We start from the raw sequence: 24474 nt of genomic DNA, 5'->3' as shown, positions 1-24474 counted from the left end.
AATCCATGCATAAGTGAGGTGTAAGGGATTATGATGTTTGGACGTTTTACAGAACGGGCGCAAAAAGTTCTCGCCCTTGCTCAGGAAGAAGCCGTGCGTCTGGGACATACCAACATCGGAACGGAACATGTTTTGCTTGGATTGGTTCGCGAAGGGGAAGGGATTGCAGCCAAGGCCTTGATCGGTTTGGGCCTGGGATTGGAAAAAATCCAAAAAGAAGTTGAGAATTTGATTGGACGGGGACAGGGGCAACCCGTAAACATTGCTTATACGCCACGGGCGAAAAAAGTGATCGAATTGTCCATGGATGAAGCTCGCAAGTTGGGGCACACCTATGTCGGCACTGAGCACATTCTTCTCGGTTTGATTCGCGAGGGGGAAGGCGTGGCGGCCCGCGTTCTCAACAATTTGGGTGTGAGCTTGAACAAAGCCCGCCAGCAGGTTTTGCAACTCTTGGGAAACAGCGAAACCTTCTCCAACCACTCCAGTACCCATCATCAGGTCAATACACCCACACTGGACGGCTTGGCCCGCGACTTGACGGCCGCTGCGCATGACGGAAACCTGGATCCGGTGATCGGCCGCAGTAAAGAGATTGAGCGGGTGATTCAAGTCTTGTCCCGCCGGACCAAAAACAATCCGGTTTTGATCGGTGAACCGGGAGTCGGAAAAACGGCGGTTGCCGAAGGTTTGGCCCAGCGCATTGTTGACGGGGAAATCCCGGAAACCTTGCGCAACAAGCGGGTTATGACCCTGGATATGGGAACGGTGGTGGCCGGAACGAAATATCGCGGTGAGTTTGAAGACCGGTTGAAAAAAATCATGGATGAAATCCGCCAAGCCGGAAACATCATCTTGTTCATTGATGAGTTGCACACGTTGATCGGGGCGGGAGGTGCCGAAGGAGCGATTGACGCATCCAATATCCTGAAACCGGCGCTTGCCCGTGGGGAATTGCAATGTATCGGTGCGACAACCCTGGATGAATACCGGAAATACATCGAGAAAGATGCCGCTTTGGAGCGCCGTTTCCAACCGATTTTGGTGGAAGAGCCGAGCACTGAGGAAGCGGTGTTGATCCTGAAAGGTTTGAGGGATCGTTACGAAGCCCATCACCGGGTGAAAATCACCGATGAAGCGATTGAACAAGCGGTGAGATTATCCGACCGCTATATTACGGACCGGTATTTGCCGGATAAAGCGATTGACCTGATCGATGAAGCGGCATCCAAAGTGCGGTTGAAATCTTACATGATGCCGCCGGAACTGAAAAAACTGGAACAAAAGCTGGAAGAAGTGAAAAAAGAAAAAGACGCGGCCGTGCAAAGCCAGGAATTTGAAAAAGCGGCTTCTTTGAGGGATACCGAGCAAAAATTGCGTGAGGAAATCGAGATCAACCGGAATTCCTGGAAACAACATCAAGGAAAAACCGATTCCGAAGTCACCGCGGAAGATATTGCCGATGTCGTTTCAAGCTGGACGGGAATTCCTGTGAAGAAGTTGGCGGAAGAAGAATCGGAACGCTTGTTGAATATGGAGTCCATCCTGCATAACCGCGTCATCGGACAAGAGGAAGCGGTCCGTTCCGTTTCCCGTGCCATTCGCCGGGCCCGTGCAGGATTGAAAGATCCGAAGCGGCCGATCGGTTCCTTCATCTTCCTGGGACCGACCGGAGTCGGAAAAACCGAATTGGCCCGTGCTTTGGCGGAAGCCATGTTTGGTGACGAAGATGCGATGACCCGGATTGACATGTCTGAGTATATGGAAAAACATGCGACGAGCCGTCTTGTCGGTTCGCCTCCGGGATACGTGGGATATGAAGAAGGAGGACAATTGACGGAAAAAGTCCGCCGGAAACCCTATTCGGTCGTCCTGTTTGACGAAATCGAAAAAGCTCACCCGGAAGTTTTCAACATCTTGTTGCAAGTGCTGGAAGACGGCCGGTTGACGGACGGAAAAGGCAGGGTGGTGGATTTTCGTAACACCATCATCATCATGACTTCCAACGTGGGGGCATCCACCATCAAGAAAACGTCACGCCTCGGATTTAACGTTGGCGGCAATCAAGCGGAAGATGACTATGAACACATGAAGCAAAATGTCATGGAAGAGCTGAAGAAAACTTTCCGTCCCGAGTTTTTGAACCGGATCGACGATGTGATTGTTTTCCATCCTTTGAAAGAAGAGCATCTGGAAGAGATCGTGTCCCTGATGGTGAACCAATTGCGCAAACGCCTGGTTGAACAGGGAATCGAATTCCGGTTGACGGATGAAGCCAAACGTTACTTGGCGAAAGAAGGATTTGACCCGAGCTACGGTGCCCGCCCGTTGCGCCGGGCCATCCAGAAAAACATCGAAGACCGTTTGTCCGAAGAGTTGTTGCGCGGCAATGTCGCACGCGGGAACTCGGTGGTCATCGATGTGAAAGACGGAAAATTGGTTGTCGAAAAAGAAGAGTCCCGGTCTGCAACCCAATGATCGAGAAACAGGCACCCGGCTGTATCAGCGGCCGGGTGCTTTTATTTATCACTATTTTTTAAAAAAGAGGTTGAAATTTGCCCGTATAGGGAAAAAATTCCTTAATAGGAAGAGATTTTGCCGGTGAAAAAGTCTCCATAAATTTTTAAAGAGTGATTTGTTATAATGTTTGAAGATCATGATTCATTGTAAGTGGGAGAAAAAGCCATGGCGAAGAAAAAAACAAAGTTTGTTTGTCAGGAATGCGGCTATGAAACGCCGAAATGGATGGGCCGGTGCCCCGGCTGTCATGAATGGAACACCATGGTGGAAGAGCTCAACAGCGAAAGTTCAACCGTTCCCGGTACCGGAATGCACAGAAAGAGCAAACGGGAAAAAGCCATTCCGATTACGCAAGTGGAGAAGCTGGATCAGCCTCGTTCTGACACCGGGATCAGAGAGTTGAACCGGGTATTGGGCGGAGGATTGGTGCCGGGTTCTTTTGTTTTGGTGGGTGGAGATCCGGGAATCGGAAAGTCGACTCTGCTTTTGCAGGCGACGCATGAACTGGCAAGGCGGGGATTGTCCGTTTTATACGTGTCAGGAGAAGAGTCCGCGGAACAGATCCGGTTGCGTGCTGACCGGCTGGATGCTTTGAGCGACCGTTTGTTGGTGGTATCCGAAACGGATTTGACGGCCGTTGAATTGTTGATGGACGAAGTGCGGCCGAAATTGATGGTGATCGACTCAATTCAAACCATGTTTCATCCGGATATTGCTTCAGCGCCGGGAAGTGTCGCTCAGGTTCGCGAATGCACCGGACAATTGATGCGGTGGGCCAAGGAACAAAACATTGCGATCATCATCGTGGGGCATGTGACCAAGTCGGGGTCGCTGGCCGGACCGAGGATGCTTGAACACATGGTTGACTGCGTTTTATATTTTGAGGGGGAACGCCATCACACATACCGCGTTTTGCGTGCGGTCAAAAACCGCTTTGGTTCCACGAATGAAATAGGTGTTTTTGAAATGAAGGAAGAAGGATTGGCGGAAGTCGAAAATCCTTCGGAGTTGTTTTTGTCGGGTCGTCCGGTGGGAGCGCCGGGGACGGCTGTGACGGCAAGTATGGAAGGAACCCGCCCGGTTTTGGTCGAATTGCAGGCATTGGTGGCTCCGACGAGTTTTGCCACCCCCAAACGGATGGCAGCCGGCATCGATTATAACCGGGTTACGATGATCATGGCGGTTTTGGAAAAGAGATTGGGGCTTTTCTTGCAAAACTATGATGCTTATATCAACGTTGTAGGAGGCGTACGCATTGACGAACCGGCCGTTGATCTCAGTGTGGCCGTCAGTCTGGCATCCAGTTTTCGGGACGTGGCCGTATCGCCGTTTGATTTGTTTATCGGTGAAGTGGGACTGACCGGGGAAGTGAGAGGGGTCTCACGGATTGAACAACGCGTGGCCGAAGCGCATAACATGGGTTTTAAAAGAGTCATTCTCCCCGAGAAAAATTGTCAGGGATGGACGCCTCCGAACGGGATCGAACTAATCGGGGTCAAAACGTTGGAAGAAGCATTAGAAGTGGCGTTGGGAGGGTAGGGTGTGAAAAACGACAGACATCAAGGAAGCAGTAGTATTTTACAAATGATCGCTCCGGGAACTCCCTTGAGAGAAGGATTGGACAACGTCCTGGGGGCTAAAACAGGGGCTCTGATCGTGATCGGCTATGACGAGGGAGTTCGCGAAATTGTGGATGGGGGTTTTCATATCGATTGTCCGTTTACGCCCGCTTATCTTTATGAATTGGCCAAGATGGACGGAGCGATTATTCTGAGTAACGACGGGAAAAGGATATTGTATGCAAACGCACAATTGGTTCCTGATTCCGCAATCCCTTCCACGGAAACAGGCATCCGTCACCGCACGGCGCAGCGAACGGCTAGGCAGACCGGGAAATTGGTGGTCTCAATATCCCAGCGCAGAAATATTATCACTTTGTATAAAGGTAACTTTCGTTACGCCCTGAAAGATATGGGAGTGATTTTGACCAAGGCCAACCAAGCCATCCAAACCTTGGAGAAATACAAATCCGTTTTGGATCAAACCACCACGAACCTGACGGCGCTGGAGTTTGAAGAGTTGGTCACCTTGAGCGAAGTGGCACTGGTTTTGCAACGGGTAGAAATGGTGCTCAGAATCAAACGCGAGATCGAAACATATATTCATGAATTGGGAACGGAAGGCCGACTGGTCAGTATGCAATTGGAGGAACTGGTGGCTGACACGGAAGATGAAGCGAAGTTGTTGATTGAGGACTATTGCATTGATCCGTGTGTTTCTCCAGAAGTGGTTTTCCAAGAGTTGCAGAAGTTGTCGTCGGATGATTTGCTGGAACACGCCAACCTGGTGCGGATTTTGGGATATCCATCGTCCGTCAACATTGAAGAGGAAGCCGTTTTGCCGCGCGGATACCGGATTCTTCATAAAATCCCGCGCCTGCCAAGCCATGTGATTTATAAATTAGTTGAGCGCTTTGAAAATTTATCGAGAATCATGGTGGCAACCATCGATGAACTGGATGAGGTCGAAGGAATCGGAAGTGTGCGCGCAAAGATGATCAAAGAAGGATTGAAGCGAATTCAGGAACAAGTATTTATTGACAGACATATATAAATAACCTAGACTATAATGAAACCACTTTAAAAAATTACAAAGAACATCAAATTAGAAAACTTTGAAAGATGTTTTGGTATTTCTGATTAGGAGGTTCCCTTTATGATTGCCAGAGCATTACCTAGTTGTTTAACGGTTGGGAACTTATTACTCGGGATTGTGTCAATTCTTTTGGCATTTCAAGATTCGTGGGAATATGCGGCGATCATGGTGATTTTCGGAATGATTCTGGATGGCTTGGACGGGCGGGTGGCCCGTATGCTGAATACGCAAAGCGAATTTGGAAAAGAGTTGGACTCATTATCGGATGTTATTTCATTTGGCGTGGCTCCTGCAGTCATCATGTATGTATCTTCATTTCAACATATGGGGATGGAAGGTTGGTTGGTGACAGCCATATTCCCCATTTGCGGAGCTTTGAGGTTGGCACGCTTTAACGTACATCCTGGTGAACCGGGCTACTTCATCGGATTGCCGATCACGGCCGCAGGCGGGATTCTTGCGACCATGGCTTTGTATCATAATCATGTGCCCAATGCGTATTTCCTCATGGTGGCCATGCTTTTCTTATCCTTCCTGATGGTCAGTCAAATCAAATATCCGACGTTTAAAAAGGTGGGCATTCCGAAATCTGCCGTATGGATGGCCCCGCTTTTTTTGATCGCGATTGCGGCGACAGCCGTGTTATACCCGCGCGAATTGCCAAAAGTCCTGTTTATTCCCTTGTTTTTGTATGCTTTGTATGGTGTGAAAAAAGCCGTGAGTTTAAAACGTGAAGAAGATGGCGAAAAAGCGATTGAAGAGTGGAAATAGGAAAAATAAACAACCCTTTTTTAAAAGGGTTGTTTTCCTTTGAATCATTAACGGAGATTGAATACTCCGAGTGTTGTGAGTTTTTTTGATTCCTTTTCCATCACTTCGGGGAGGGAGATCTCCAACAGATTGCATAAAGCAGTAAGATAAAAGAGGTTTTTTCCGATTTCGGTCTGAACGGTTTCCAGGCATTGGTCACACAACCTGCCGGATAAATGCGTTTTGAAGTGATTTTTCCATTCTTCACGGGGGGCATCGGTGGGGTAAGGTTGTTTCTGTGCATCGATCCGGATGCATCCGCATTCGGTGACGGCTTTGGTGAGAGACCGGTTGATCCGGGTGCCGGATTCTTGAAATTTTGATGTCACATCTAAAAAACTGCGATGCCGGATGAGTAATTCATCGACTTGTTCCTGAAAGGAAGAAAAAGGGTTTTCGCTCATGCCTTTCACCTCTTTTTTTCGTATAGAGACGGCAGATTTATAGAAAGACTTCGGGGGATGACCTGTGTCATCAGCCTTGTGGTCGCAATGGAAGTCAGTTTTATTATATAGGGAGCGGAATTATAGTGTCAATTTTTTGACAAGACGGAACAGCAGGACAAATGGAAAAAGGGATTGACGATAATCAGTTTTGTATGCTAAGATAATGATTTTTATTTTATTGACTGTGCTGAAGTTTTGTGATATCTTGGAAACAGATATTGCCTCTGGAGGTGGATCTTTTGTTCAATGTTGGCGATAAAGTGGTATACCCCATGCATGGTGCAGGTGTCATAGAATCGATTGAAGAGAAGGAGATCTTGGGTGAGCGGAAGAAGTACTATGTCATGAGGATGCCCATTGGAGATATGAAGGTCATGGTTCCCATGAGCAATGTGGAGAAAATCGGTTTGCGCGAAGTGGTCGATGAGTCGACCGTTGACAAAGTGCTGAAACAAATGAGGCAAAGGGACAACCATGATACACTCAATTGGAACCGACGTTATCGTGCCAATATGGACAAAATCAAAAGCGGAGACATTTATGAAGTGGCAGAAGTGGTCTGTTCGCTGATGCTCCGCGATGAAGAAAAAGGATTATCCACCGGAGAGAGGAAAATGTTGGACAATGCCAGGCAGATTTTGATCAGTGAACTGGTGCTGGCAAGAGACATGAATGAGGAAAAGGCGATGGAGTTGATTGACGGCATCTTTTCCGATAAGGACTCATAATCGTTTCTATTTTCTGTTGTAACAAAAAGGTCATAAGAAAAATTTTTGATATCAGGTTTTCATTTTTGCAGAATGTCTATAATGATTATTACGAGCATCGTTTTGGGAGGAGGTGAAGCCCCGTGTTAAAACGTTTTGTCGAACTTGCTTTCACCTTGGTCGGAGCATCCGCTGGCTATTATTTAGGTCCTGAGTTTTTCGGGTTGCTTCAAGAGTCTCCTCTGAATTTTGGCGAAGTGCCGGGACCGCATTATATTGGCGCGGTTCTTGGAGCGATCATCATGTTTGTCGCAACATTTTGGTTGTCGAATAATGTGGTGAAGTGGATTCGCTGGAGCGAAGAACGTTTGGTTAAAATACCGGCTGCGGATGGACTTTTCGGGGCTCTTGGTTTAATTTTCGGATTGATTGTTGCATTTTTAATTCAACAACCGTTGGCACAGCTGCCGATACCGGGCGTAAACCGTGTGTTGCCTTTTATCTTTTCCGGTTTGTTCGGTTATCTTGGATTCAGGGTGGGATACAAAAAGCGGGATGAACTGATCTCGGTTTTTACGCTTGGGCGTCAAAATAAAGAAGGAAAACAGAAAAACGAAGAAAAGCCTTATGTTGAGCATAAAATTTTGGACACCAGCGTGATTATTGACGGACGCATTGCCGATATTTGCCGTACGGGCTTTTTGGAGGGGACGTTGGTGATTCCGAGCTTTGTGCTCGAAGAACTGCAACATATCGCAGACTCATCCGATGTGCTGAAACGGAACCGGGGACGTCGCGGATTGGATATCCTGAACAAGATCCAAAAAGAGCTGGATGTTGATGTCCTGATTTATGAAGGCGACTTTGAAGAAATTCAGGAAGTGGACAGCAAGCTGGTTAAATTGGCCAAAGTTTTGTCGGGGAAAGTGGTCACCAATGATTTCAACTTGAACAAAGTTTGTGAGTTGCAAGGAGTCAGCGTGCTCAACATCAATGACTTGGCCAATGCCGTGAAACCCGTTGTGTTGCCCGGGGAAGAAATCAATGTTCAAGTGATTAAAGACGGGAAAGAACATGGTCAAGGCGTGGCATACTTGGATGACGGAACCATGATCGTGATTGAAGGCGGGCGTGAATACATCGGGGAACGGATTGATGTTTTGGTCACCAGTGTGTTGCAAACATCTGCGGGTCGGATGATTTTTGCCAAACCGAAACTTTTGGAAAAGGCGTTGTAGGCTTTTTAAATCTTTAAGGAAAAAATGAAATTGCCGTTGCTTGAGGCCCGTGATTGGTTTATATTCTAAACCAAGGACGGGCATATTTTGTTGCAAAGCGAAAGGAGACAGGTGCTTGAGTGTCGGAGTTGTGGTTCCTGCCGCAGGAATGGGAAAAAGAATGGGGACCCGTGAACCGAAGCAGTTTTTAACCTTTCACGGTCAACCCATCTTGATACATACTTTGGCCTTGTTTGAATCTTTTCCCGAAATTGATGAGATGGTGGTTGTCGCTGATCAAAAGGAGATCGGGCGGACGCAAAAGATGATCAGGGGAGCGGGGCTTCAAAAAGTGACGCATGTCGTTCCCGGAGGAAAAGAACGGCAAGAAAGTGTTTATCTGGGATTGAAGAAGATTTCGACGGACTGGGTCATGGTGCATGATGCGGTCCGTCCTTTTGTCAGTCATGAAGCGATTTCCCGTTTGTTGGAGGAAGCCCGCATGCACGGAGCCGCCATATTGGCTGTGCCGGTGAAGGATACGGTCAAAGTGGTCGATGATGCGGGAATTGTTGAAAACACCCCGGACCGGAAGCGCCTGTGGGCAGTCCAAACGCCTCAGGCTTTTCGGCGCGAGGTCCTGTTGTCGGCGCATGAGCATTTTGCCGGACGGGAAACGGTGGCGACGGATGATTCCATGCTGGTGGAAGAAATGGGCGTGGATGTGCGTGTGGTTCAAGGGGAATATACAAATATCAAGCTGACCACACCTGATGATTTATATTTGGCAGAAGCGATTTATCAGATGAGGGGAAAGAAGAAATGATTCGCATTGGACAAGGATTTGACGTTCACCAGTTTGCTGTTGGAAGACCGCTGATTGTCGGCGGCATCACCATTCCATACGAAAAAGGGTTGATGGGCCATTCGGATGCGGATGTTTTATTGCATGCCATTACGGATGCGATTTTGGGTGCCGCAGGGATGGGGGATATCGGAAAAATCTTTCCGGATACGGATGATGCTTACAAAGACGCCGACAGTGCGGTGTTGTTAAAAGAGGTCTGGAAGCAAGTGAAAGAAAAGGGGTACGCATTGGGGAATCTTGATTCCGTGATCATTGCCCAGAAACCGAAGATGGCTCCGTACATTCCTCAAATGACGCAAAGAATTGCGGAGATTTTGGAAGCGGAAACCTCTCAGGTGAATGTGAAAGCCACCACCACGGAGCAGCTGGGTTTCACCGGACGCGAAGAAGGAATGGCATCCATGGCGGTGGTTTGTCTTGTGCAAAATCGATAAAGAATGGAATCTGGCATAAAAGGAGAGAGTAAAACATGGACAGGGTTCGCACACGTTATGCACCCAGCCCCACGGGGCATCTGCATATCGGCGGTGCAAGAACGGCATTATTCAGTTATTTGCACGCCAAACGCAATGGTGGCGATTTTATCGTCCGGATCGAAGATACTGACACGGAAAGGAACGTGGAGGGCGCCGATGAAAAACAGATGGCCATGTTGAAATGGCTGGGCATCGAATGGGACGAAGGCGTGGATGTCGGCGGTCCTTACGGGCCTTATCGTTGCATGGAGAGAACGGAAATTTACAATCGGTACATTGATCAGCTTCTCAAAGAAGGGAAAGCTTATTTGAGCTATACCACCAAAGAAGAGCTGGAAAAAGAGCGCGAGGAGCAGATTGCCCGGGGAGAAGTTCCCAAATACAGCGGATGGGACCGGGATTTGACTCCGGAACAGCGGGCGAAGTTTGAAGCGGAGGGACGGGTTCCCAGTGTCCGCTTTCGTGTGCCGGAGGGAAAAACCATTGTCATCGAGGATGAAATTCGCGGAACGGTGCAATTCGAATCCGACGGCATAGGGGATTTTGTCATTCGCCGGCCGGACGGACGCCCCACTTACAATTTTGCCGTGGTTGTCGATGATGCCTTGATGAAAATCAGCCATGTGATCCGCGGGGAAGAGCATTTATCCAACACCCCGAAACAAATCATGATTTACGAAGCCCTTGGTTTCAAGCCGCCGGTCTTTGCCCATATTCCGCTCATTTTAAACGGCGAAGGCAAGAAAATGAGCAAACGGGATGAAAGCATCATCCAATTCATTGATCAGTATAAGGAATTGGGTTATTTACCCGAGGCGATCGTCAACTTCATTTCGCTTTTGGGTTGGTCGCCGGAAGGGGAAGAAGAGATGTTTACACCGCAAGAGCTGGTAGAAGTGTTCTCGCTTGAGCGGGTGTCCAAAGCGCCGGCGATTTTTGACACCGGAAAATTAAAATGGATGAACGGGCAATATATCAAAAAAGCATCCTTGGAACGGGTCGTTGAGCTGGCCATTCCCCACTTGGAAAAAGCTGGCCGCATCCGGACGCCGCTCGATGAGGAACAGAAAGCCTGGGTGACCCGCCTGGTCGCTTTGTATCAGGAGCAAATGGAGTATGCGGCGGAAATTGTTGAGTTGTCGGATTTGTTCTTCCAAGATGAAATCAATTACTCTGAACAAGCCCGGCAAGTGCTTGCGGAAGAGCAAGTTCCCGCTGTCTTGAAGGCCTTTTTGGAACAAGTTCAACAAAGCGGGTCCTTTGAACCGGATGATATCAAGAAAATGTTTAAACAGGTGCAAAAAGAAACCGGTTATAAAGGGAAAAAATTGTTCATGCCGGTCCGGGTGGCCGTCACCGGTTTGGAACACGGCCCCGATCTGCGCGGAAGCCTTTCTTTGATTGGCCGGGACCGGGTGATAAAACGTTTGCATCAAGTCATTGACAATGTTTTGTGAAGCCGCCAAAATAATATAGATAGAAACGAGTAACAAGGCTGTGATCGGGAGAGTCAGATGTTAAAGGGATTCCAGAGAGGAGCTGGCCGGTGCGAAGCTCCATTCCTGAACATCTGATATGCACCCGGGAGCTGACCTCTGAAACGGATGCGGTCCGGAGTAGGAGGATCCGGCCACCCGCCGTTATCGGGAAAAAGAGGGGCCTGGTTGGCCCAAACAGAGTGGAACCGCGGATATACCGTCTCTGTAGCTTGCGTGCTGCAGAGATTTTTTATTTCCTATTTCAAATCGGCGATAAGAGGGGGAAACCTGACATGCTGTGGAGTAAGAAAAATGGAATTCGCCAAACTCTGCAGGCAGATATTCAAGCGGTGTTTGACCGGGATCCGGCGGCTCGGAGCACTTTGGAAGTGGTGTTGACTTATTCCGGATTGCATGCATTATGGGCTCACCGGTTGGCGCATTGGTTCTACAAAAAACGTTTGTTGCTCATTGCGCGTATAATATCTCAGTTAAACCGCTTTTTTACCGGGATTGAGATTCATCCCGGTGCCAAAATCGGCCGGGGGGTCTTCATTGATCACGGAATGGGTGTGGTCATCGGAGAGACATGTGAAATTGGCGACTATGTGACGATTTATCAGGGCGTCACATTGGGAGGAACAGGCAAAGAAAAAGGAAAACGGCATCCGACGATCGAGGATCATGTGATGATTGCGTCAGGGGCGAAAGTTTTGGGCTCCATTCGTGTCGGACGTTTTGCCAAAGTCGGAGCCGGCTCGGTGGTCTTGCGGGATGTGCCGCCCAATTCCACCGTTGTCGGAGTGCCGGGACGGGTAGTGATTCAGGACGGCGTGAGGGTGAAAGATGATTTGGATCAAGTGAACCTGCCCGACCCGGTTGCGGAAACATTGCGATCCATGCATGTTGAAATGGATGCGTTAAAAGCCCGGTTGAGTGAGTTGGAAGCGAAGTTAAACTGCAGGGAAAATCCAGTGGATCAGGGAGGAACAACCGACGATGACAATACAGCTTTACAACACGCTGACCAGAAAGAAAGAAATGCTTCAAGTGCAAAATAATGAGGTTCGCATCTATGTGTGCGGCCCGACGGTATATAACTTTATTCATATCGGGAACGCCCGTGTCTTTGTCTTTTTTGACGTGGTGCGGCGGTATTTGCGCTCCCGGGGTTATCGTGTGACTTATGTGCAGAATTTCACCGATGTCGACGACAAGTTGATCCGGGCCTCCCAAGAAACGGGAAAACCGGTCCCGGAAATTGCCGAACAATACATCCAAGCTTATTTTGAGGACATGGATACATTGGGGGTGCAACGGGCGGATGTGCATCCGCGGGCAACCGAGCATATTCCGGAGATGATTGAAGCGATTCGGGATCTGATTGACAAAGGATATGCTTATGAAAAGAACGGGGATGTTTACTTCCGCTCCTTGCGCAAAAAAGATTATGGAAAACTGTCCCATCAATCGTTGGAAGAATTGAAGGCGGGGGCCAGGATTGAAATCAATGAACAAAAGGAACATCCGTTGGATTTTGCATTGTGGAAAGCCGCCAAGCCCGGGGAAATCAGCTGGGAAACGCCTTGGGGACGCGGGCGGCCCGGCTGGCACATCGAATGTTCCGTAATGGCACGCAAATACCTGGGGGACACGTTGGACATCCATGCAGGCGGAGCGGATCTCTGCTTCCCCCACCACGAAAACGAGATCGCACAAAGCGAGGCATGGACGGGCAAAACATTTGTGCGTTATTGGCTGCATAACGGGTATATTAATATGGGAAATGAAAAGATGTCGAAATCGCTCGGGAATGTCAAACGCGTGGTTGAATTGCGTAAGACCTATTCCCCGGAGGCGATCCGGTATTTCCTTTTATCTGCCCATTACCGGCATCCGATTTCCTTCAGCGATGAAGTGATGAGACAGGCGGAAGGAAGCATTGAACGGATCCAAACCGCGGTGGAAAATTTAAAACACCGGTTGGATTCGGCGATGCCCGGCGGGGAAGATCCGGAAACGGCCGCGAAGCTGTCACGGTACAAAGAGCAGTTTGAAGCCGAGATGAACGATGATTTCAATACAGCCAATGCCATCAGTGTGCTGTTTGAAGTGGTCAAACTGGCGAATGAAACGGTGGCGAAACCGGTCGTGTCCAAGGAAACGGTTCAAGGAATCTTGGATTGGCTGAAAACGCATGGGGAAGAAATTCTGGGCCTGGTCACAACCGAATCGGAAGACCGCCTGGAGCAGGAGCTGGAAGCCTTGATCGAAGAAAGGCAAAAAGCGCGAAAAGCCCGGGATTTTGCAAAAGCTGACGCAATCCGGGACCAGCTTTTGGCCCGCGGGATTGTGCTGGAAGATACACCACAAGGAGTTCGATGGAGAAGAAAATGAGTGAAAATATATTCGGAATGCTTCAACCGCTGACAAAAACACCGCGGGAATATAATCCTTTGTTGCTGGCTTATCTGGGTGATGCCGTGTATGAGATATTTATCCGGCATCACCTGGTGGCCCGCGGCATTGCCCGGCCTCAGGACTTGCAAAAAGAGGCGGCCAAATTTGTGTCTGCTTTGGCCCAAGCCAAAGTGTACAAAGCGATTGAAAACGATCTGACGGAAGAAGAGCGGGACATCTTAAGACGCGGCCGCAATGCCAAGTCAGGAAGTGTCCCCAAAAACGCAAAGGTGACGGATTACAGACAAAGCACCGGATTGGAAGCGTTGATGGGCTACCTGTATTTGAAAAAAGATGAACAACGTTTGCATGAATTGATGAATTCAGCGATAGAGATTGTCGAAAAGGGGTACAAGGAAAATGATTGACTGGATATACGGGAAACACGCGGTTTTGGAAACATTGAAGTCCGGGCGCCCGGTGGAAAAAATTCTTTTGGCAAAAAATATCAACAAATTCAGCGTGAATGAGATCATTGAACACGCCAAAAAACAAAATGTTCCGTACCAATGGGTGCCCCGTTCCCGTTTGGACCAATTGGCGGAAGGGAATAACCATCAAGGAGTCGTTGCCCAAGTCGCTGCCTTTGAGTACGCTTCGCTGGAAGACCTTTTTAAGCGGGCGGAGCAGAAACAGGAGGCACCCTTTTTTTTGCTTTTGGACAGTATTGAAGATCCCCACAACCTCGGATCGATTTTGCGTTCAGCCGATGCTTCGGGGGCGCATGGCGTCATCATTCCGAAGCGGAGGGCGGCAGGGGTGACTTCCGTGGTGGCAAAAACCTCGGCCGGTGCGGTGCAACATGTGCCGGTGGTCCGGGTGACCAATTTGAATCGTGTTGCCGATGAATTGAAAGAACGGGGAGTTTGGCTCGTCGGAAGCGACGGATCGGCCGAACAGGAGTATACCGGGATTGATTACAACATGCCGGTTGCCGTGGTGATCGGGAATGAAGGGCGCGGGATTCACACGTTGTTGAAAAAGAAATGCGATTTTTTGGTGAAGCTCCCGATGAGAGGGAAGGTTTCATCGTTAAATGCATCGGTTGCGGCGGGGATTCTCATGTATGAAGTCATGCGCTGCCGGATGAATGATGGTTAAGCACGAAGAATGGCTGGTGGTGGATGGGTATAACGTGATCGGTGCCAAGTCGGGGGTGCACTGGAATCCGGTTTCGATTGAAGAGGAACGGGTTCAATTGATTCGCGATTTGTCTGAATATCAGGCGATGACCGGCCGGCAGGTCCATCTTGTGTTTGATGCGCATTCCACACCAGGGATTGACGTGAAAACCGACGAGGAGAAAATTCTGGTTTACTATACCCGTCGCGATGAAACCGCGGATGAGTTTATCGAACGCTTTGTCAAGAAGCATAAAAGCCCGCACCGCTCCATTTATGTGGCAACGTCCGATTATCTGGAGCAACGGATGGTTTTCGGACAAGGGGCCTACCGCATCTCTTCCAGGGAGCTGTTGGAGGAGATCCGGATCGCAAAAGAGAAATTAAACAAAAAATTGAAACGGGAGAGGCAACAAAAGCAAAGAAACACCTTGGAAGAAAGAATAAGTATCGATCTCAAACAGATATTTGAAAAATGGAGAAGGAAAAAATAGGTTAAAATTTGACGTTTTTGTTTCACTTCGGATATAATAACATTACTGTGGGTTAATATAAGGGTTTATAGGCTACTTGGTCGGGAGGGAAAGCGGTGAGTGTAAATCTTCAATCCAGTAATTTTGTCACTTACGACAGAAATGCTGATTACAAAAACATGGCCGACGAAGAGCTGGTTTATGGCGTACGCGTGGGAGATCATCAGGCTCTGGAATATTTGATTAATAAGTACAAAAATTTCGTCAGAGCGAAAGCGAGATCCTATTTTCTCATCGGAGCCGATCACGAAGATATCGTGCAGGAGGGGATGATTGGACTATTTAAAGCGATTCGGGACTTTAAGGGGGACAAGCTGGCTTCGTTTAAAGCATTTGCCGAATTATGCATCACGCGCCAGATCATCACAGCGATCAAAACGGCTACCCGACAAAAACACATTCCGCTCAACTCTTATGTTTCATTGGACAAGCCTGCTTACGACGACGATACGGACAGGACGTTGCTGGATAAAATCCCCGGAAGTCTATCAAACCCTGAGGAGATCTACATCAGCCAGGAAGAATATAATGATATTGAAGATAAAATAGCGAAAATTCTTAGTGATTTGGAACGGAAAGTATTGATGTTGTATCTGGACGGACGTTCTTATCAGGAAATCGCGGTCGACTTAAATCGACATGTGAAGTCGATCGACAACGCCTTGCAGAGAGTGAAACGGAAATTAGAGAGATACCTTGAAGTGCGTGAACTTTCTTTATGATTAACAAAAGCACCGGTTCACAAAAGAACAGGTTTCGTACCTGTTCTTTTGTTTGGATTCGACAAAAAACATCATGATTCCTTTTTGTTTTGAAAAAATGTATGGAAAATCATGCGGATTGCTTGCTTTTTAACAAAGTGTTCAAAAATTCCCGGCCGGTTTCTTTTTTATAAACTGATTTTTGATGAGCGAAATTTATGTCAATAATGGTTTTACAAACGGCTTTACATTGACAGCAGGGAGCCAGTGTGATAATGTAATTTGGGTATTTTCTATCGTTTCCTTCCGTTTGAACGGCGACTTGATGAAGAGGAGGTGTCGGAAGATGCGGGTGAACATTACACTGGCTTGCACCGTATGTCGTTCACGCAATTATGCATTGACCAAAAACAAAAGCAAACATCCGGATCGCATGGAATTACGCAAATATTGTCCGCGTTGCAATTCGCATCAAATCCATCGTGAAACCAAGTAATAAGGGTTTAGCTGCTTGATAGAAGATGGGGGTGACAATATGGCTGCTTTTCAAGGCCTTAGACGTGGAGTCCGGAAAAGTGTTTCCGGCACAGCCGGCTTTTTCCGGGGAAGCATTCAGGAGCTGAAAAAAGTTCGCTGGCCAAACCGGCAGGAAATGTTCAACTACACCGTTGTGGTTTTGCTGATTGTGATACTCTTGGCTGTCTTTTTCTTTGTCGTGGATGCTGGGATTTATCAGTTGGTGAAACTGATTACTAAATAGCAGTCATTTCTTAAGGGGGGGACAGGGGTCAAACCCTGATGAGCAATGGAGAAAAATTGGTATGTGGTTCACACGTATTCCGGCTACGAGAACAAAGTGAAAACCAACCTGGAAAAGCGTGTCCATTCCATGGACATGCAAGATAAGATCTTCCGCGTTCTTGTACCAATGGAAGAAGGAATCGAGCACAAAGACGGAAAAAAGAAAACGGTAATGCGAAAAGTCTTTCCGGGTTATGTGTTGGTAGAGATGGTTATGACCGACGACTCGTGGTATGTCGTGCGAAACACACCAGGAGTGACAGGATTCGTGGGTTCATCAGGGGCAGGGTCCAAGCCAACTCCCCTTATGCCGGATGAGGTTGATGCCATCCTGCGTCAAATGGGCATGGAAGAGTCTAAGGTGACGGTTGATTTTTCGATTGGCGAAAATGTCAAAGTGAAGGAAGGACCGTTCGCTAATTTTGTCGGAAGAATTGACGAAATTGATGCAAGCCGTTCAAAAATCAAAGTAATGGTCAATATGTTCGGCCGGGAGACGCCGGTTGAACTGGATTTTGACCAGGTGGAAAAAATTTAGCGAACCGAAAACTTTCGTTTCTTTTTTGTGTGTGGTAAAGTATAACTGTTTGTTGTATGTTACCCCCATCTTTGGGGCGAGCGCAAGCCTGACTGAAAGGGAGCTTGCCTTTCCGTGGGAGGGTAATACCCGAGAAAACCACATGTTTGAAGGAGGTTGGATTCGCGTGGCCAAAAAAGTCATTAAAGTGGTCAAGCTGCAGATTCCGGCTGGGAAAGCCAATCCGGCACCGCCTGTAGGTCCGGCATTGGGTCAAGCTGGTGTGAACATCATGGGATTTTGTAAAGAGTTCAATGCCCGCACGGCTGAACAGGCCGGACTGATCATTCCGGTTGAAATCACGGTTTATGAAGACCGTTCCTTTACGTTTATCACCAAAACTCCTCCAGCTGCCGTTCTCTTGAAGAAAGCAGCCGGGATTGAATCCGGATCCGGTGAACCGAACCGGAATAAAGTAGCGACCATTAAACGGGATAAAGTGCGTGAGATCGCTGAAATGAAAATGCCCGATTTGAATGCCGCAAGTGTGGAAGCTGCCATGCGCATGGTGGAAGGCACGGCAAAAAGCATGGGCATTCAGATCGAAGACTGATCGGGCGAAGAGCCGGGCTGCTCTGCCACGAGCAGCTTGAAGCTTGTGGGAGGATCTTCCGCTAAGACCACGAAAGGAGGAAATGAACGTGGCAAAACACGGCAAAAAATATCTTGAGGCGCTTAAAAAAGTTGACCGCGAAAAACTCTACAGCCCTCAAGAAGCATTGGAACTTGTGAAAGAAATTTCCACTGCGAAATTTGATGAAACGGTTGAAGCAGCGTTCCGTTTGGGAATCGACACCAAAAAAGCTGACCAGCAAGTGAGAGGTGCGGTGGTGTTGCCGCATGGTACCGGGAAAACCAAACGTGTTCTCGTCTTTGCCAAAGGGGAGAAAGCAAAAGAAGCTGAAGCTGCCGGTGCCGATTATGTCGGGGATGAAGAGACGATCAACAAAGTCAGCCAAGGATGGCTTGATTTTGACGTGGTTGTGGCCACTCCCGACATGATGGGGCAAGTCGGTCGTTTGGGACGGATCCTGGGACCGAAAGGATTAATGCCAAACCCGAAAACCGGTACGGTTACCTTTGAAATCGAGAAAGCCGTAAAAGAAATCAAAGCCGGCAAAATTGAATACCGTGCCGACAAAGCCGGTATAGTCCACGCTGCGATCGGTAAAGTTTCCTTTACGACAGATCAATTGCGTGAAAACTTGCAAGTGTTGGCTGACGCTTTGATGAAAGCCAAACCGGCTGCTGCCAAAGGAACCTACATGAAGAGCGTGACCGTTTCTTCGACCATGGGACCTGGCGTTTCCGTCAGCGCACAACAATTGGTTGGTCGTTAATTTTTGCATCTGGAAATCTTTTGCACGGGGCAATAAAGAGAACAAGTATTGCCCGGTGATGACTTTTCTGATATAATCCGTGTCATGATGTGATTCGCCGGTGGCAGTGTGTCTGCTTCGGATGAGGTGAATCCGCAATAATTGGATATAGCTTTTTACCGTAGACAGTAGGTGCCGAAGTTGCTGCTTAATATCCTACCGAGGTAAGGATACATGCATGGATGTGGTGTGTTCCACGGAATCCATACGAGTAACGGAAGCCTTCGACTGTCTACGGAGGCTTTTTCTATTTTTAAAAACTCCTGATGAGGAGGTGTGCCGCGTGTCCAAAGCGATTGAAAGAAAAAAACAAGTTGTCGCAGAAATCGCAGAAAAACTGGAAAAGAGCAAAAGCACCATTGTAGCTGACTATCGCGGTTTGGATGTAAAACAAATGAACGAGCTGCGCAAACAGTTGCGCGAAGCCGGCGTTGAATTCAAGGTGCTCAAAAATACGCTGACCCGCCGCGCTTGCGAACAAGTCGGCGCCAACGACCTGACCGAGCATCTGACCGGACCAACCGCAGTTGCATTCAGCTACGAAGATGTAGTGGCTCCGGCCAAAATTCTCCATGGCTTTGCCAAAGAGAACAAGGAGCTGGAAATCAAAGGCGGTTTGGTGGAAGGTAAAGCCGTCAGCCTTGATGAAATCAAGGAACTGGCAGAACTGCCGTCCTACGAAGGTTTGCTCTCCATGTTGCTTAGCGTGTTGCAAGCGCCTGTGCGCAACTTTGCACTGGCTGTCAAAGCAGTGGCTGACAAAGATGGAGAAGCTGCCGAAGCTTAAAAAATTATTGATATCTAACAGAATGCAAGGAGGTTTCCTTTATGTCTAAAGAAGAAATCATTCAAGCGATTAAAGAAATGAGCGTTCTCGAACTGAACGATCTTGTAAAAGCAATCGAAGAAGAATTCGGTGTAACTGCTGCGGCTCCGGTTGCAGTGGCTGGTGCTGCCGGCGGCGGGGATGCTGCTGAAGAAAAAACTGAATTTGATGTTGTGCTTGCCAATGCAGGCTCCTCCAAAATCAACGTCATTAAAGCCGTTCGCGGTATTACCGGCCTCGGCTTGAAAGAAGCAAAAGCACTTGTTGACAACGCTCCGTCCCCGGTCAAAGAAGGAGTTTCCAAAGAAGAAGCAGACAAAATCAAAGCAGAACTCGAAGAAGCCGGTGCTACTGTAGAAGTTAAGTAATCGTTTGGATCCGGCTAACCCGTCGTCATACGGTCGGCGGGTTCTCTTTTTAAAGCAGACGATCTGAAATTTGAGATGAGAAGGACTGATCCTCTCTTCAAAAAAGGAGATCCGTTATCCATGGCTGATCACTATTTTTCCCGTCAACCTGAGTCGAAAAGTGAAGAGCGCGAAATCCAAGCCGTTCTGTCGGGTGAATCTTTCCGGTTTAAAACGGATGCCGGTGTGTTTTCGAAAAAGGGAATTGATTTTGGCACCCGCCTTTTGATTGAAAGCGCCGAGATTGAACCGGAATCCGCCGTCCTTGATTTGGGCTGCGGCTACGGAGCGGTTGGAATTGCGGTGAGCAAAACGGTTCCGGATGTAGCAGTGACCATGGTGGATGTGAATGAACGGGCTGTTCAGCTGGCAAAAGCGAATGCAGCTTTGAATCAAGCGGATGACCATGTGGAAATTTTGGTCAGCGACGGGTTCTCTCAATTGCAAGGCAGAAAATTTGACCATATTTTGTTAAACCCGCCGATTCGTGCGGGGAAATCAACGATTTACCGTCTGTTTAAAGAAGCGTCTGTTGCCCTTCATCCAGGGGGATCTTTGTGGATCGTCATCCGCAAGCAACAGGGAGCGGAATCGGCCAAAAAAGAGTTGGAACAATTATTTGCAGATGTGGATGTGGTCCGGAAGAAAAAAGGGTATGTCATTATCCGCTCACGAAAAGATTGACACTAAATTTTCGTTATGATAGTGTATTAAATTGCAGAAAGTGTCTTTGAACTCATAGAATCATTGAAAACGGTTGTGTGAAAACCGGTTGGTTTATTGCGCGATCCAACTGGATAAAATAGGTAAATAGACTGCTTCTAGGTAAAAATGAGGTTCAATATCACTCATTTTCTTTTTTTACTTTGACAACCGCATCTGGAAAGCGGTTTTGACTGGGTGCGAGGGGGGAGTTTATTTGGCTGGTAAAATGATCCCGTGTGGTCGTCGGCAACGTCGTAGTTATGCTCGCATTAACGAGGTTTTGGAACTACCGAATCTGATTGAGATTCAATTGAAGTCATACCAATGGTTTTTGGATGAAGGTTTGCGGGAAATGTTCCGCGACATTTCGCCTATCGAAGATTTCACGGGGAATCTGGTGTTGGAATTTATCGATTACAGCTTGGGCGAACCCAAGTATACCGTGGAGGAAGCAAAAGATCACCAGGTTACCTATGCAGCACCGTTGCGCGTGAAAGTTCGCCTGATCAACAAAGAAACCGGTGAAGTCAAGGAACAGGAAGTGTTTATGGGTGACTTCCCGCTCATGACAGAAACCGGAACCTTTATCATCAACGGCGCAGAACGAGTCATTGTAAGCCAATTGGTTCGTTCGCCCAGTGTGTATTATAACACGAAAGTCGATAAAAACGGGAAACCGACTTATACTGCCACAGTAATTCCAAATCGTGGCGCTTGGCTTGAGTTGGAAACCGATGCCAAAGATATCATTTATGTTCGCATTGATCGTACACGGAAAATTCCGGTGACGGTTCTTTTGCGTGCGCTCGGATTCAGCAGTGATGCGGAAATCCTCGAGTTGTTGGGGGATGACGAGTATATCCGCAACACCCTGGATAAAGACAACACGGGGAATACTGAAAAAGCGCTGATTGAAATTTATGAACGTTTGCGTCCGGGTGAACCGCCAACCGCGGAAAATGCCCGCAGTCTGCTTTATGCGAGATTTTTTGACCCGAAACGGTATGACTTGGCAAGTGTCGGACGCTATAAAATCAATAAAAAACTGCATATCAAAAACCGTTTGATCAATCAAAAACTGGCTGAACCCATTGTGGATGCGGAAACCGGCGAAATTTTGGCCGAAGCCGGACAAGTCTTGGAGCGCCGCGTGTTGGACAAGTTGATGCCTTATCTCACCGGGGAAAAGGCATACGGTTACAAGTCCTACAAAGTGCGTGGAGGCGTGCCGGAAGACGGAACGATTGAGTTGCAATCCATCAATATTTTCTCCCCGTTGGAAGACGGAAAAGTGATCAAAGTCATTTCGAACGGGGAAGTGGATGACTCGGTCAAACACATTACCGCTGCGGATATTTTGGCTTCCATTAACTACTTTATCAACTTGTTGCACGGGGTTGGCTCAACGGATGACATTGACCATCTCGGAAACCGCCGTCTGCGTTCCGTCGGGGAATTGTTGCAAAACCAATTCCGGATCGGTTTGTCCCGGATGGAGCGTGTGGTACGTGAACGGATGTCCATCCAGGATGCCAATGCCATCACACCGCAAGCGCTGATTAACATTCGTCCGGTGATTGCCGCGATCAAAGAGTTTTTCGGCAGCAGCCAGTTGTCCCAATTCATGGATCAGACCAACCCGCTGGCTGAGTTGACGCATAAACGCCGTTTGTCAGCCTTGGGTCCCGGTGGTTTGACCCGGGAGCGCGCAGGGATGGAAGTGCGTGACGTTCACCACTCACACTATGGTCGGATGTGTCCGATCGAAACTCCTGAGGGTCCGAACATCGGGCTGATCAACTCTTTATCGACATATGCACGGGTCAATGAGTACGGCTTTATCGAGACGCCTTACCGCCGGGTCGATCCCGAAACCGGAAAGGTGACGGATCAAATTGATTATCTGACTGCGGATGAAGAAGACCATTTCTATGTTGCCCAAGCCAACGCAGAACTGAACGAGGATGGAACCTTTGCCCATGAAACGGTGACCGTCCGTTACCAAGATGAAACGATTACCGTTCCGCGGGATCGGGTCGATTACATGGACGTTTCCCCGAAACAGGTCGTGTCGGTGGCAACGGCATGTATTCCATTCTTGGAAAACGACGACTCCAACCGTGCGTTGATGGGATCGAACATGCAGCGTCAAGCCGTTCCGTTGCTCCGCCCGAGAGCACCGTTTGTCGGGACCGGCATGGAACATATTGCCGCCAGGGATTCGGGGGTCATGATTCGTGCCAAACGGCCCGGCACCGTTGTGCGGGTTACAGCGGATGAAGTATGGGTCCGCCATGAGGAAGAAGTGGACGGCCGCGTGGTTGAAGGGGACATCGACAAGTACAAGCTGACGAAGTTTGCCCGTTCCAACCAGGGAACCTGCATCAACCAGCGTCCGGTTGTCAAGTACGGGGAGAAAGTGAAAGCCGGTGACACGCTGGCGGACGGTCCTTCAACCGAACAAGGGGAATTGGCCCTGGGACAAAATGTGGTTGTCGCGTTCATGACGTGGGAAGGTTACAACTACGAGGACGCGATCTTGTTAAGTGAAAAGCTTGTGAAAGAAGATGTTTACACATCGATTCACATTGAAAAATACGAAAGCGAAGCACGGGATACCAAATTGGGACCGGAAGAAATCACACGGGATATTCCCAATGTCGGGGAAGATGCGCTGAAAAATCTGGATGAACGCGGAATCATCCGCGTGGGGGCTGAAATCAAACCCGGCGACATCCTCGTGGGGAAAGTCACTCCGAAAGGAATGACCGAACTGACCGCGGAAGAGCGCTTGTTGCACGCCATCTTTGGTGAAAAAGCGCGGGAAGTTCGCGACACCTCACTGCGCGTTCCCCATGGAGAATCCGGAATCGTTGTCGATGTAAAAGTGTTTACCAGGGAAAACGGAGATGAGTTGCCGCCTGGCGTCAACCAACTGGTTCGCGTGTACATCGCCCAAAAACGGAAGATTTCCGAAGGGGACAAAATGGCGGGACGCCATGGAAACAAAGGGGTTATCGCAAAAGTTCTGCCGGAAGAAGACATGCCGTTTTTGCCCGACGGCACGCCGGTTGAAGTGGTGTTGAACCCGCTCGGGGTTCCGTCACGGATGAATATCGGACAGGTTCTGGAAGTCCACCTTGGGATGGCTGCAAAAGCTTTGGGGCTTCATATGGCGACACCGGTCTTTGACGGTGCGACCGAGAACGATGTCTTTGACACGTTGGAAGAGGCCGGACTTAGCCGGGACGGGAAAACCATCCTGTACGACGGCCGGACGGGTGAACCGTTTGAAAACCGCGTCACGGTCGGGGTTATGTATATGATCAAGCTGGCTCACATGGTTGACGATAAAATTCACGCCCGTTCAACCGGACCGTACTCACTGGTTACCCAGCAACCGCTTGGAGGTAAAGCGCAGTTTGGCGGTCAGCGGTTCGGTGAGATGGAGGTATGGGCGCTGGAAGCTTACGGTGCAGCCCACACCTTGCAGGAAATTCTCACTGTGAAGTCAGACGATGTCGTCGGTCGTGTGAAAACGTATGAAGCGATTGTCAAAGGTGAAAATGTGCCAGAGCCGGGTGTTCCCGAATCATTCAAAGTTCTCATCAAAGAACTGCAAAGCTTGGGTATGGATGTCAAGATCCTTGCCGGCGATGAGCAGGAAATTGAGATGCGCGAACTGGATGAAGAAGATGAACCGGCCAATGAAAAGTTAGGATTTGATTTGTCGGTCGATGAAGGCAATAAATCCAACTCTTCTTCGTAGTGCGAAAGGGGGAGCGTG

At 48.6% G+C, this 24474-nt stretch carries 25 protein-coding genes and 2 other annotated features; of the genes, 24 read left to right on the top strand and 1 reads right to left on the bottom strand.

The window, feature by feature from the left end; all coding sequences use genetic code 11:
• The first annotated feature begins 30 nt into the window (after positions 1–30).
• The 4 genes from FA954_RS00565 (at position 31) to pssA (ending at position 5946) form a co-directional block, all read left to right on the top strand.
• Positions 31–2478 (top strand): ATP-dependent Clp protease ATP-binding subunit, encoded by a 2448-nt coding sequence (locus tag FA954_RS00565; RefSeq protein ID WP_037996976.1) that lies wholly within the window; start codon positions 31–33, stop codon positions 2476–2478.
• A 207-nt stretch (positions 2479–2685) separates the two neighbouring features.
• A complete protein-coding gene (gene radA / locus FA954_RS00560) occupies positions 2686–4059 on the top strand; it encodes a DNA repair protein RadA (RefSeq protein WP_138614812.1) in 1374 nt (457 codons plus the stop codon).
• A gap of 45 nt (positions 4060–4104) precedes the next feature.
• Positions 4105–5133: a DNA integrity scanning diadenylate cyclase DisA gene (gene disA, locus FA954_RS00555; protein ID WP_049720835.1), complete on the top strand. Its 1029-nt coding sequence runs from the start codon at positions 4105–4107 to the stop codon at positions 5131–5133.
• 102 nt (positions 5134–5235) lie between these two features.
• Positions 5236–5946, top strand: a complete 711-nt coding sequence (pssA, locus tag FA954_RS00550; RefSeq protein ID WP_037996982.1) for a CDP-diacylglycerol--serine O-phosphatidyltransferase — start codon at positions 5236–5238, stop codon at positions 5944–5946.
• Positions 5947–5993: 47 nt separating this feature from the next.
• On the opposite strand, the gene FA954_RS00545 is transcribed toward pssA, so the two are convergent.
• Entirely contained in the window at positions 5994–6389 is a 396-nt protein-coding gene (locus FA954_RS00545) for a nucleoside triphosphate pyrophosphohydrolase family protein (RefSeq protein WP_037996988.1), read from the bottom strand.
• Between the two features lie 272 nt (positions 6390–6661).
• Here FA954_RS00545 and FA954_RS00540 point away from each other — a divergent pair, with 272 nt between their 5' ends.
• From FA954_RS00540 to rpoB, 20 genes are all read left to right on the top strand, one after another.
• Entirely contained in the window at positions 6662–7159 is a 498-nt protein-coding gene (locus FA954_RS00540) for a CarD family transcriptional regulator (RefSeq protein WP_231564634.1), read from the top strand.
• Positions 7160–7281: 122 nt separating this feature from the next.
• On the top strand, positions 7282–8376 hold the full coding sequence (locus FA954_RS00535) for a PIN/TRAM domain-containing protein (RefSeq protein WP_037996994.1): 1095 nt from the start codon (positions 7282–7284) through the stop codon (positions 8374–8376).
• A 115-nt stretch (positions 8377–8491) separates the two neighbouring features.
• On the top strand, positions 8492–9181 hold the full coding sequence (gene ispD, locus FA954_RS00530; protein ID WP_232335178.1) for a 2-C-methyl-D-erythritol 4-phosphate cytidylyltransferase: 690 nt from the start codon (positions 8492–8494) through the stop codon (positions 9179–9181).
• On the top strand, positions 9178–9657 hold the full coding sequence (ispF, locus tag FA954_RS00525) for a 2-C-methyl-D-erythritol 2,4-cyclodiphosphate synthase (protein ID WP_037996998.1): 480 nt from the start codon (positions 9178–9180) through the stop codon (positions 9655–9657). The genes ispD and ispF overlap by 4 nt, the downstream gene beginning before the upstream one ends.
• A gap of 35 nt (positions 9658–9692) precedes the next feature.
• Positions 9693–11156, top strand: a complete 1464-nt coding sequence (gltX, locus tag FA954_RS00520) for a glutamate--tRNA ligase (RefSeq protein WP_062843349.1) — start codon at positions 9693–9695, stop codon at positions 11154–11156.
• A 31-nt stretch (positions 11157–11187) separates the two neighbouring features.
• Positions 11188–11405, top strand: a binding site (T-box leader).
• A gap of 89 nt (positions 11406–11494) precedes the next feature.
• Positions 11495–12238: a serine O-acetyltransferase gene (gene cysE / locus FA954_RS00515; protein ID WP_082240742.1), complete on the top strand. Its 744-nt coding sequence runs from the start codon at positions 11495–11497 to the stop codon at positions 12236–12238.
• On the top strand, positions 12177–13574 hold the full coding sequence (gene cysS / locus FA954_RS00510; protein WP_037997003.1) for a cysteine--tRNA ligase: 1398 nt from the start codon (positions 12177–12179) through the stop codon (positions 13572–13574). Before cysE ends, cysS begins: the two co-directional genes overlap by 62 nt.
• Positions 13571–14005 (top strand): Mini-ribonuclease 3, encoded by a 435-nt coding sequence (locus tag FA954_RS00505; protein ID WP_231564633.1) that lies wholly within the window; start codon positions 13571–13573, stop codon positions 14003–14005. Before cysS ends, FA954_RS00505 begins: the two co-directional genes overlap by 4 nt.
• Positions 13998–14738, top strand: coding sequence for a 23S rRNA (guanosine(2251)-2'-O)-methyltransferase RlmB (gene rlmB, locus FA954_RS00500; RefSeq protein ID WP_037997004.1), 741 nt, complete (start codon positions 13998–14000; stop codon positions 14736–14738). The genes FA954_RS00505 and rlmB overlap by 8 nt, the downstream gene beginning before the upstream one ends.
• Positions 14731–15252, top strand: coding sequence for an NYN domain-containing protein (locus FA954_RS00495; RefSeq protein WP_037997007.1), 522 nt, complete (start codon positions 14731–14733; stop codon positions 15250–15252). Before rlmB ends, FA954_RS00495 begins: the two co-directional genes overlap by 8 nt.
• A 158-nt stretch (positions 15253–15410) precedes the next feature.
• The gene (gene sigH / locus FA954_RS00490) at positions 15411–16013 is read left to right on the top strand and encodes an RNA polymerase sporulation sigma factor SigH (RefSeq protein ID WP_206760055.1); all 603 of its coding nucleotides are present in this window, start codon (positions 15411–15413) and stop codon (positions 16011–16013) included.
• Between the two features lie 325 nt (positions 16014–16338).
• The gene (gene rpmG / locus FA954_RS00485) at positions 16339–16488 is read left to right on the top strand and encodes a 50S ribosomal protein L33 (protein ID WP_037997011.1); all 150 of its coding nucleotides are present in this window, start codon (positions 16339–16341) and stop codon (positions 16486–16488) included.
• A 39-nt stretch (positions 16489–16527) separates the two neighbouring features.
• Positions 16528–16752, top strand: coding sequence for a preprotein translocase subunit SecE (gene secE, locus FA954_RS00480; RefSeq protein ID WP_037997014.1), 225 nt, complete (start codon positions 16528–16530; stop codon positions 16750–16752).
• A gap of 45 nt (positions 16753–16797) precedes the next feature.
• Entirely contained in the window at positions 16798–17331 is a 534-nt protein-coding gene (gene nusG, locus FA954_RS00475; RefSeq protein WP_037997016.1) for a transcription termination/antitermination protein NusG, read from the top strand.
• Between the two features lie 166 nt (positions 17332–17497).
• Positions 17498–17923, top strand: a complete 426-nt coding sequence (rplK, locus tag FA954_RS00470) for a 50S ribosomal protein L11 (protein ID WP_037997076.1) — start codon at positions 17498–17500, stop codon at positions 17921–17923.
• Between the two features lie 88 nt (positions 17924–18011).
• On the top strand, positions 18012–18710 hold the full coding sequence (gene rplA, locus FA954_RS00465) for a 50S ribosomal protein L1 (RefSeq protein WP_037997019.1): 699 nt from the start codon (positions 18012–18014) through the stop codon (positions 18708–18710).
• 140 nt (positions 18711–18850) lie between these two features.
• Positions 18851–19006, top strand: a sequence feature (ribosomal protein L10 leader region).
• Positions 19007–19032: 26 nt separating this feature from the next.
• Positions 19033–19536: a 50S ribosomal protein L10 gene (gene rplJ / locus FA954_RS00460; RefSeq protein ID WP_037997020.1), complete on the top strand. Its 504-nt coding sequence runs from the start codon at positions 19033–19035 to the stop codon at positions 19534–19536.
• 41 nt (positions 19537–19577) lie between these two features.
• The gene (gene rplL, locus FA954_RS00455) at positions 19578–19943 is read left to right on the top strand and encodes a 50S ribosomal protein L7/L12 (protein WP_037997021.1); all 366 of its coding nucleotides are present in this window, start codon (positions 19578–19580) and stop codon (positions 19941–19943) included.
• Positions 19944–20063: 120 nt separating this feature from the next.
• Entirely contained in the window at positions 20064–20666 is a 603-nt protein-coding gene (locus FA954_RS00450; RefSeq protein ID WP_037997022.1) for a class I SAM-dependent methyltransferase, read from the top strand.
• A gap of 247 nt (positions 20667–20913) precedes the next feature.
• Positions 20914–24456, top strand: a complete 3543-nt coding sequence (rpoB, locus tag FA954_RS00445) for a DNA-directed RNA polymerase subunit beta (protein ID WP_175413219.1) — start codon at positions 20914–20916, stop codon at positions 24454–24456.
• Positions 24457–24474: the final 18 nt, after the last annotated feature.

The sequence above is a fragment of the Thermoactinomyces vulgaris genome, assembly GCF_005886755.1.
Taxonomy (GTDB): domain Bacteria; phylum Bacillota; class Bacilli; order Thermoactinomycetales; family Thermoactinomycetaceae; genus Thermoactinomyces; species Thermoactinomyces vulgaris.
This window is presented reverse-complemented; position numbering and strand designations above follow the sequence as displayed.

Bases quoted from the DNA above. Each gene is read 5' to 3' on its own strand.
- sigH (WP_206760055.1), top strand. From the start codon at position 15,411: ATGGCCGACGAAGAGCTGGTTTATGGCGTACGCGTGGGAGATCATCAG.
- FA954_RS00450 (WP_037997022.1), top strand. From the start codon at position 20,064: ATGGCTGATCACTATTTTTCCCGTCAACCTGAGTCGAAAAGTGAAGAG.
- secE (WP_037997014.1), top strand. From the start codon at position 16,528: ATGGCTGCTTTTCAAGGCCTTAGACGTGGAGTCCGGAAAAGTGTTTCC.
- nusG (WP_037997016.1), top strand. From the start codon at position 16,798: ATGGAGAAAAATTGGTATGTGGTTCACACGTATTCCGGCTACGAGAAC.
- rpmG (WP_037997011.1), top strand. From the start codon at position 16,339: ATGCGGGTGAACATTACACTGGCTTGCACCGTATGTCGTTCACGCAAT.
- FA954_RS00505 (WP_231564633.1), top strand. From the start codon at position 13,571: ATGAGTGAAAATATATTCGGAATGCTTCAACCGCTGACAAAAACACCG.
- cysS (WP_037997003.1), top strand. From the start codon at position 12,177: ATGACAATACAGCTTTACAACACGCTGACCAGAAAGAAAGAAATGCTT.
- rpoB (WP_175413219.1), top strand. From the start codon at position 20,914: ATGATCCCGTGTGGTCGTCGGCAACGTCGTAGTTATGCTCGCATTAAC.
- FA954_RS00545 (WP_037996988.1), bottom strand. From the start codon at position 6,389: ATGAGCGAAAACCCTTTTTCTTCCTTTCAGGAACAAGTCGATGAATTA.
- disA (WP_049720835.1), top strand. From the start codon at position 4,105: ATGATCGCTCCGGGAACTCCCTTGAGAGAAGGATTGGACAACGTCCTG.
- FA954_RS00495 (WP_037997007.1), top strand. From the start codon at position 14,731: ATGGTTAAGCACGAAGAATGGCTGGTGGTGGATGGGTATAACGTGATC.
- pssA (WP_037996982.1), top strand. From the start codon at position 5,236: ATGATTGCCAGAGCATTACCTAGTTGTTTAACGGTTGGGAACTTATTA.
- ispF (WP_037996998.1), top strand. From the start codon at position 9,178: ATGATTCGCATTGGACAAGGATTTGACGTTCACCAGTTTGCTGTTGGA.
- FA954_RS00565 (WP_037996976.1), top strand. From the start codon at position 31: ATGATGTTTGGACGTTTTACAGAACGGGCGCAAAAAGTTCTCGCCCTT.
- rlmB (WP_037997004.1), top strand. From the start codon at position 13,998: ATGATTGACTGGATATACGGGAAACACGCGGTTTTGGAAACATTGAAG.
- rplL (WP_037997021.1), top strand. From the start codon at position 19,578: ATGTCTAAAGAAGAAATCATTCAAGCGATTAAAGAAATGAGCGTTCTC.
- gltX (WP_062843349.1), top strand. From the start codon at position 9,693: ATGGACAGGGTTCGCACACGTTATGCACCCAGCCCCACGGGGCATCTG.
- radA (WP_138614812.1), top strand. From the start codon at position 2,686: ATGGCGAAGAAAAAAACAAAGTTTGTTTGTCAGGAATGCGGCTATGAA.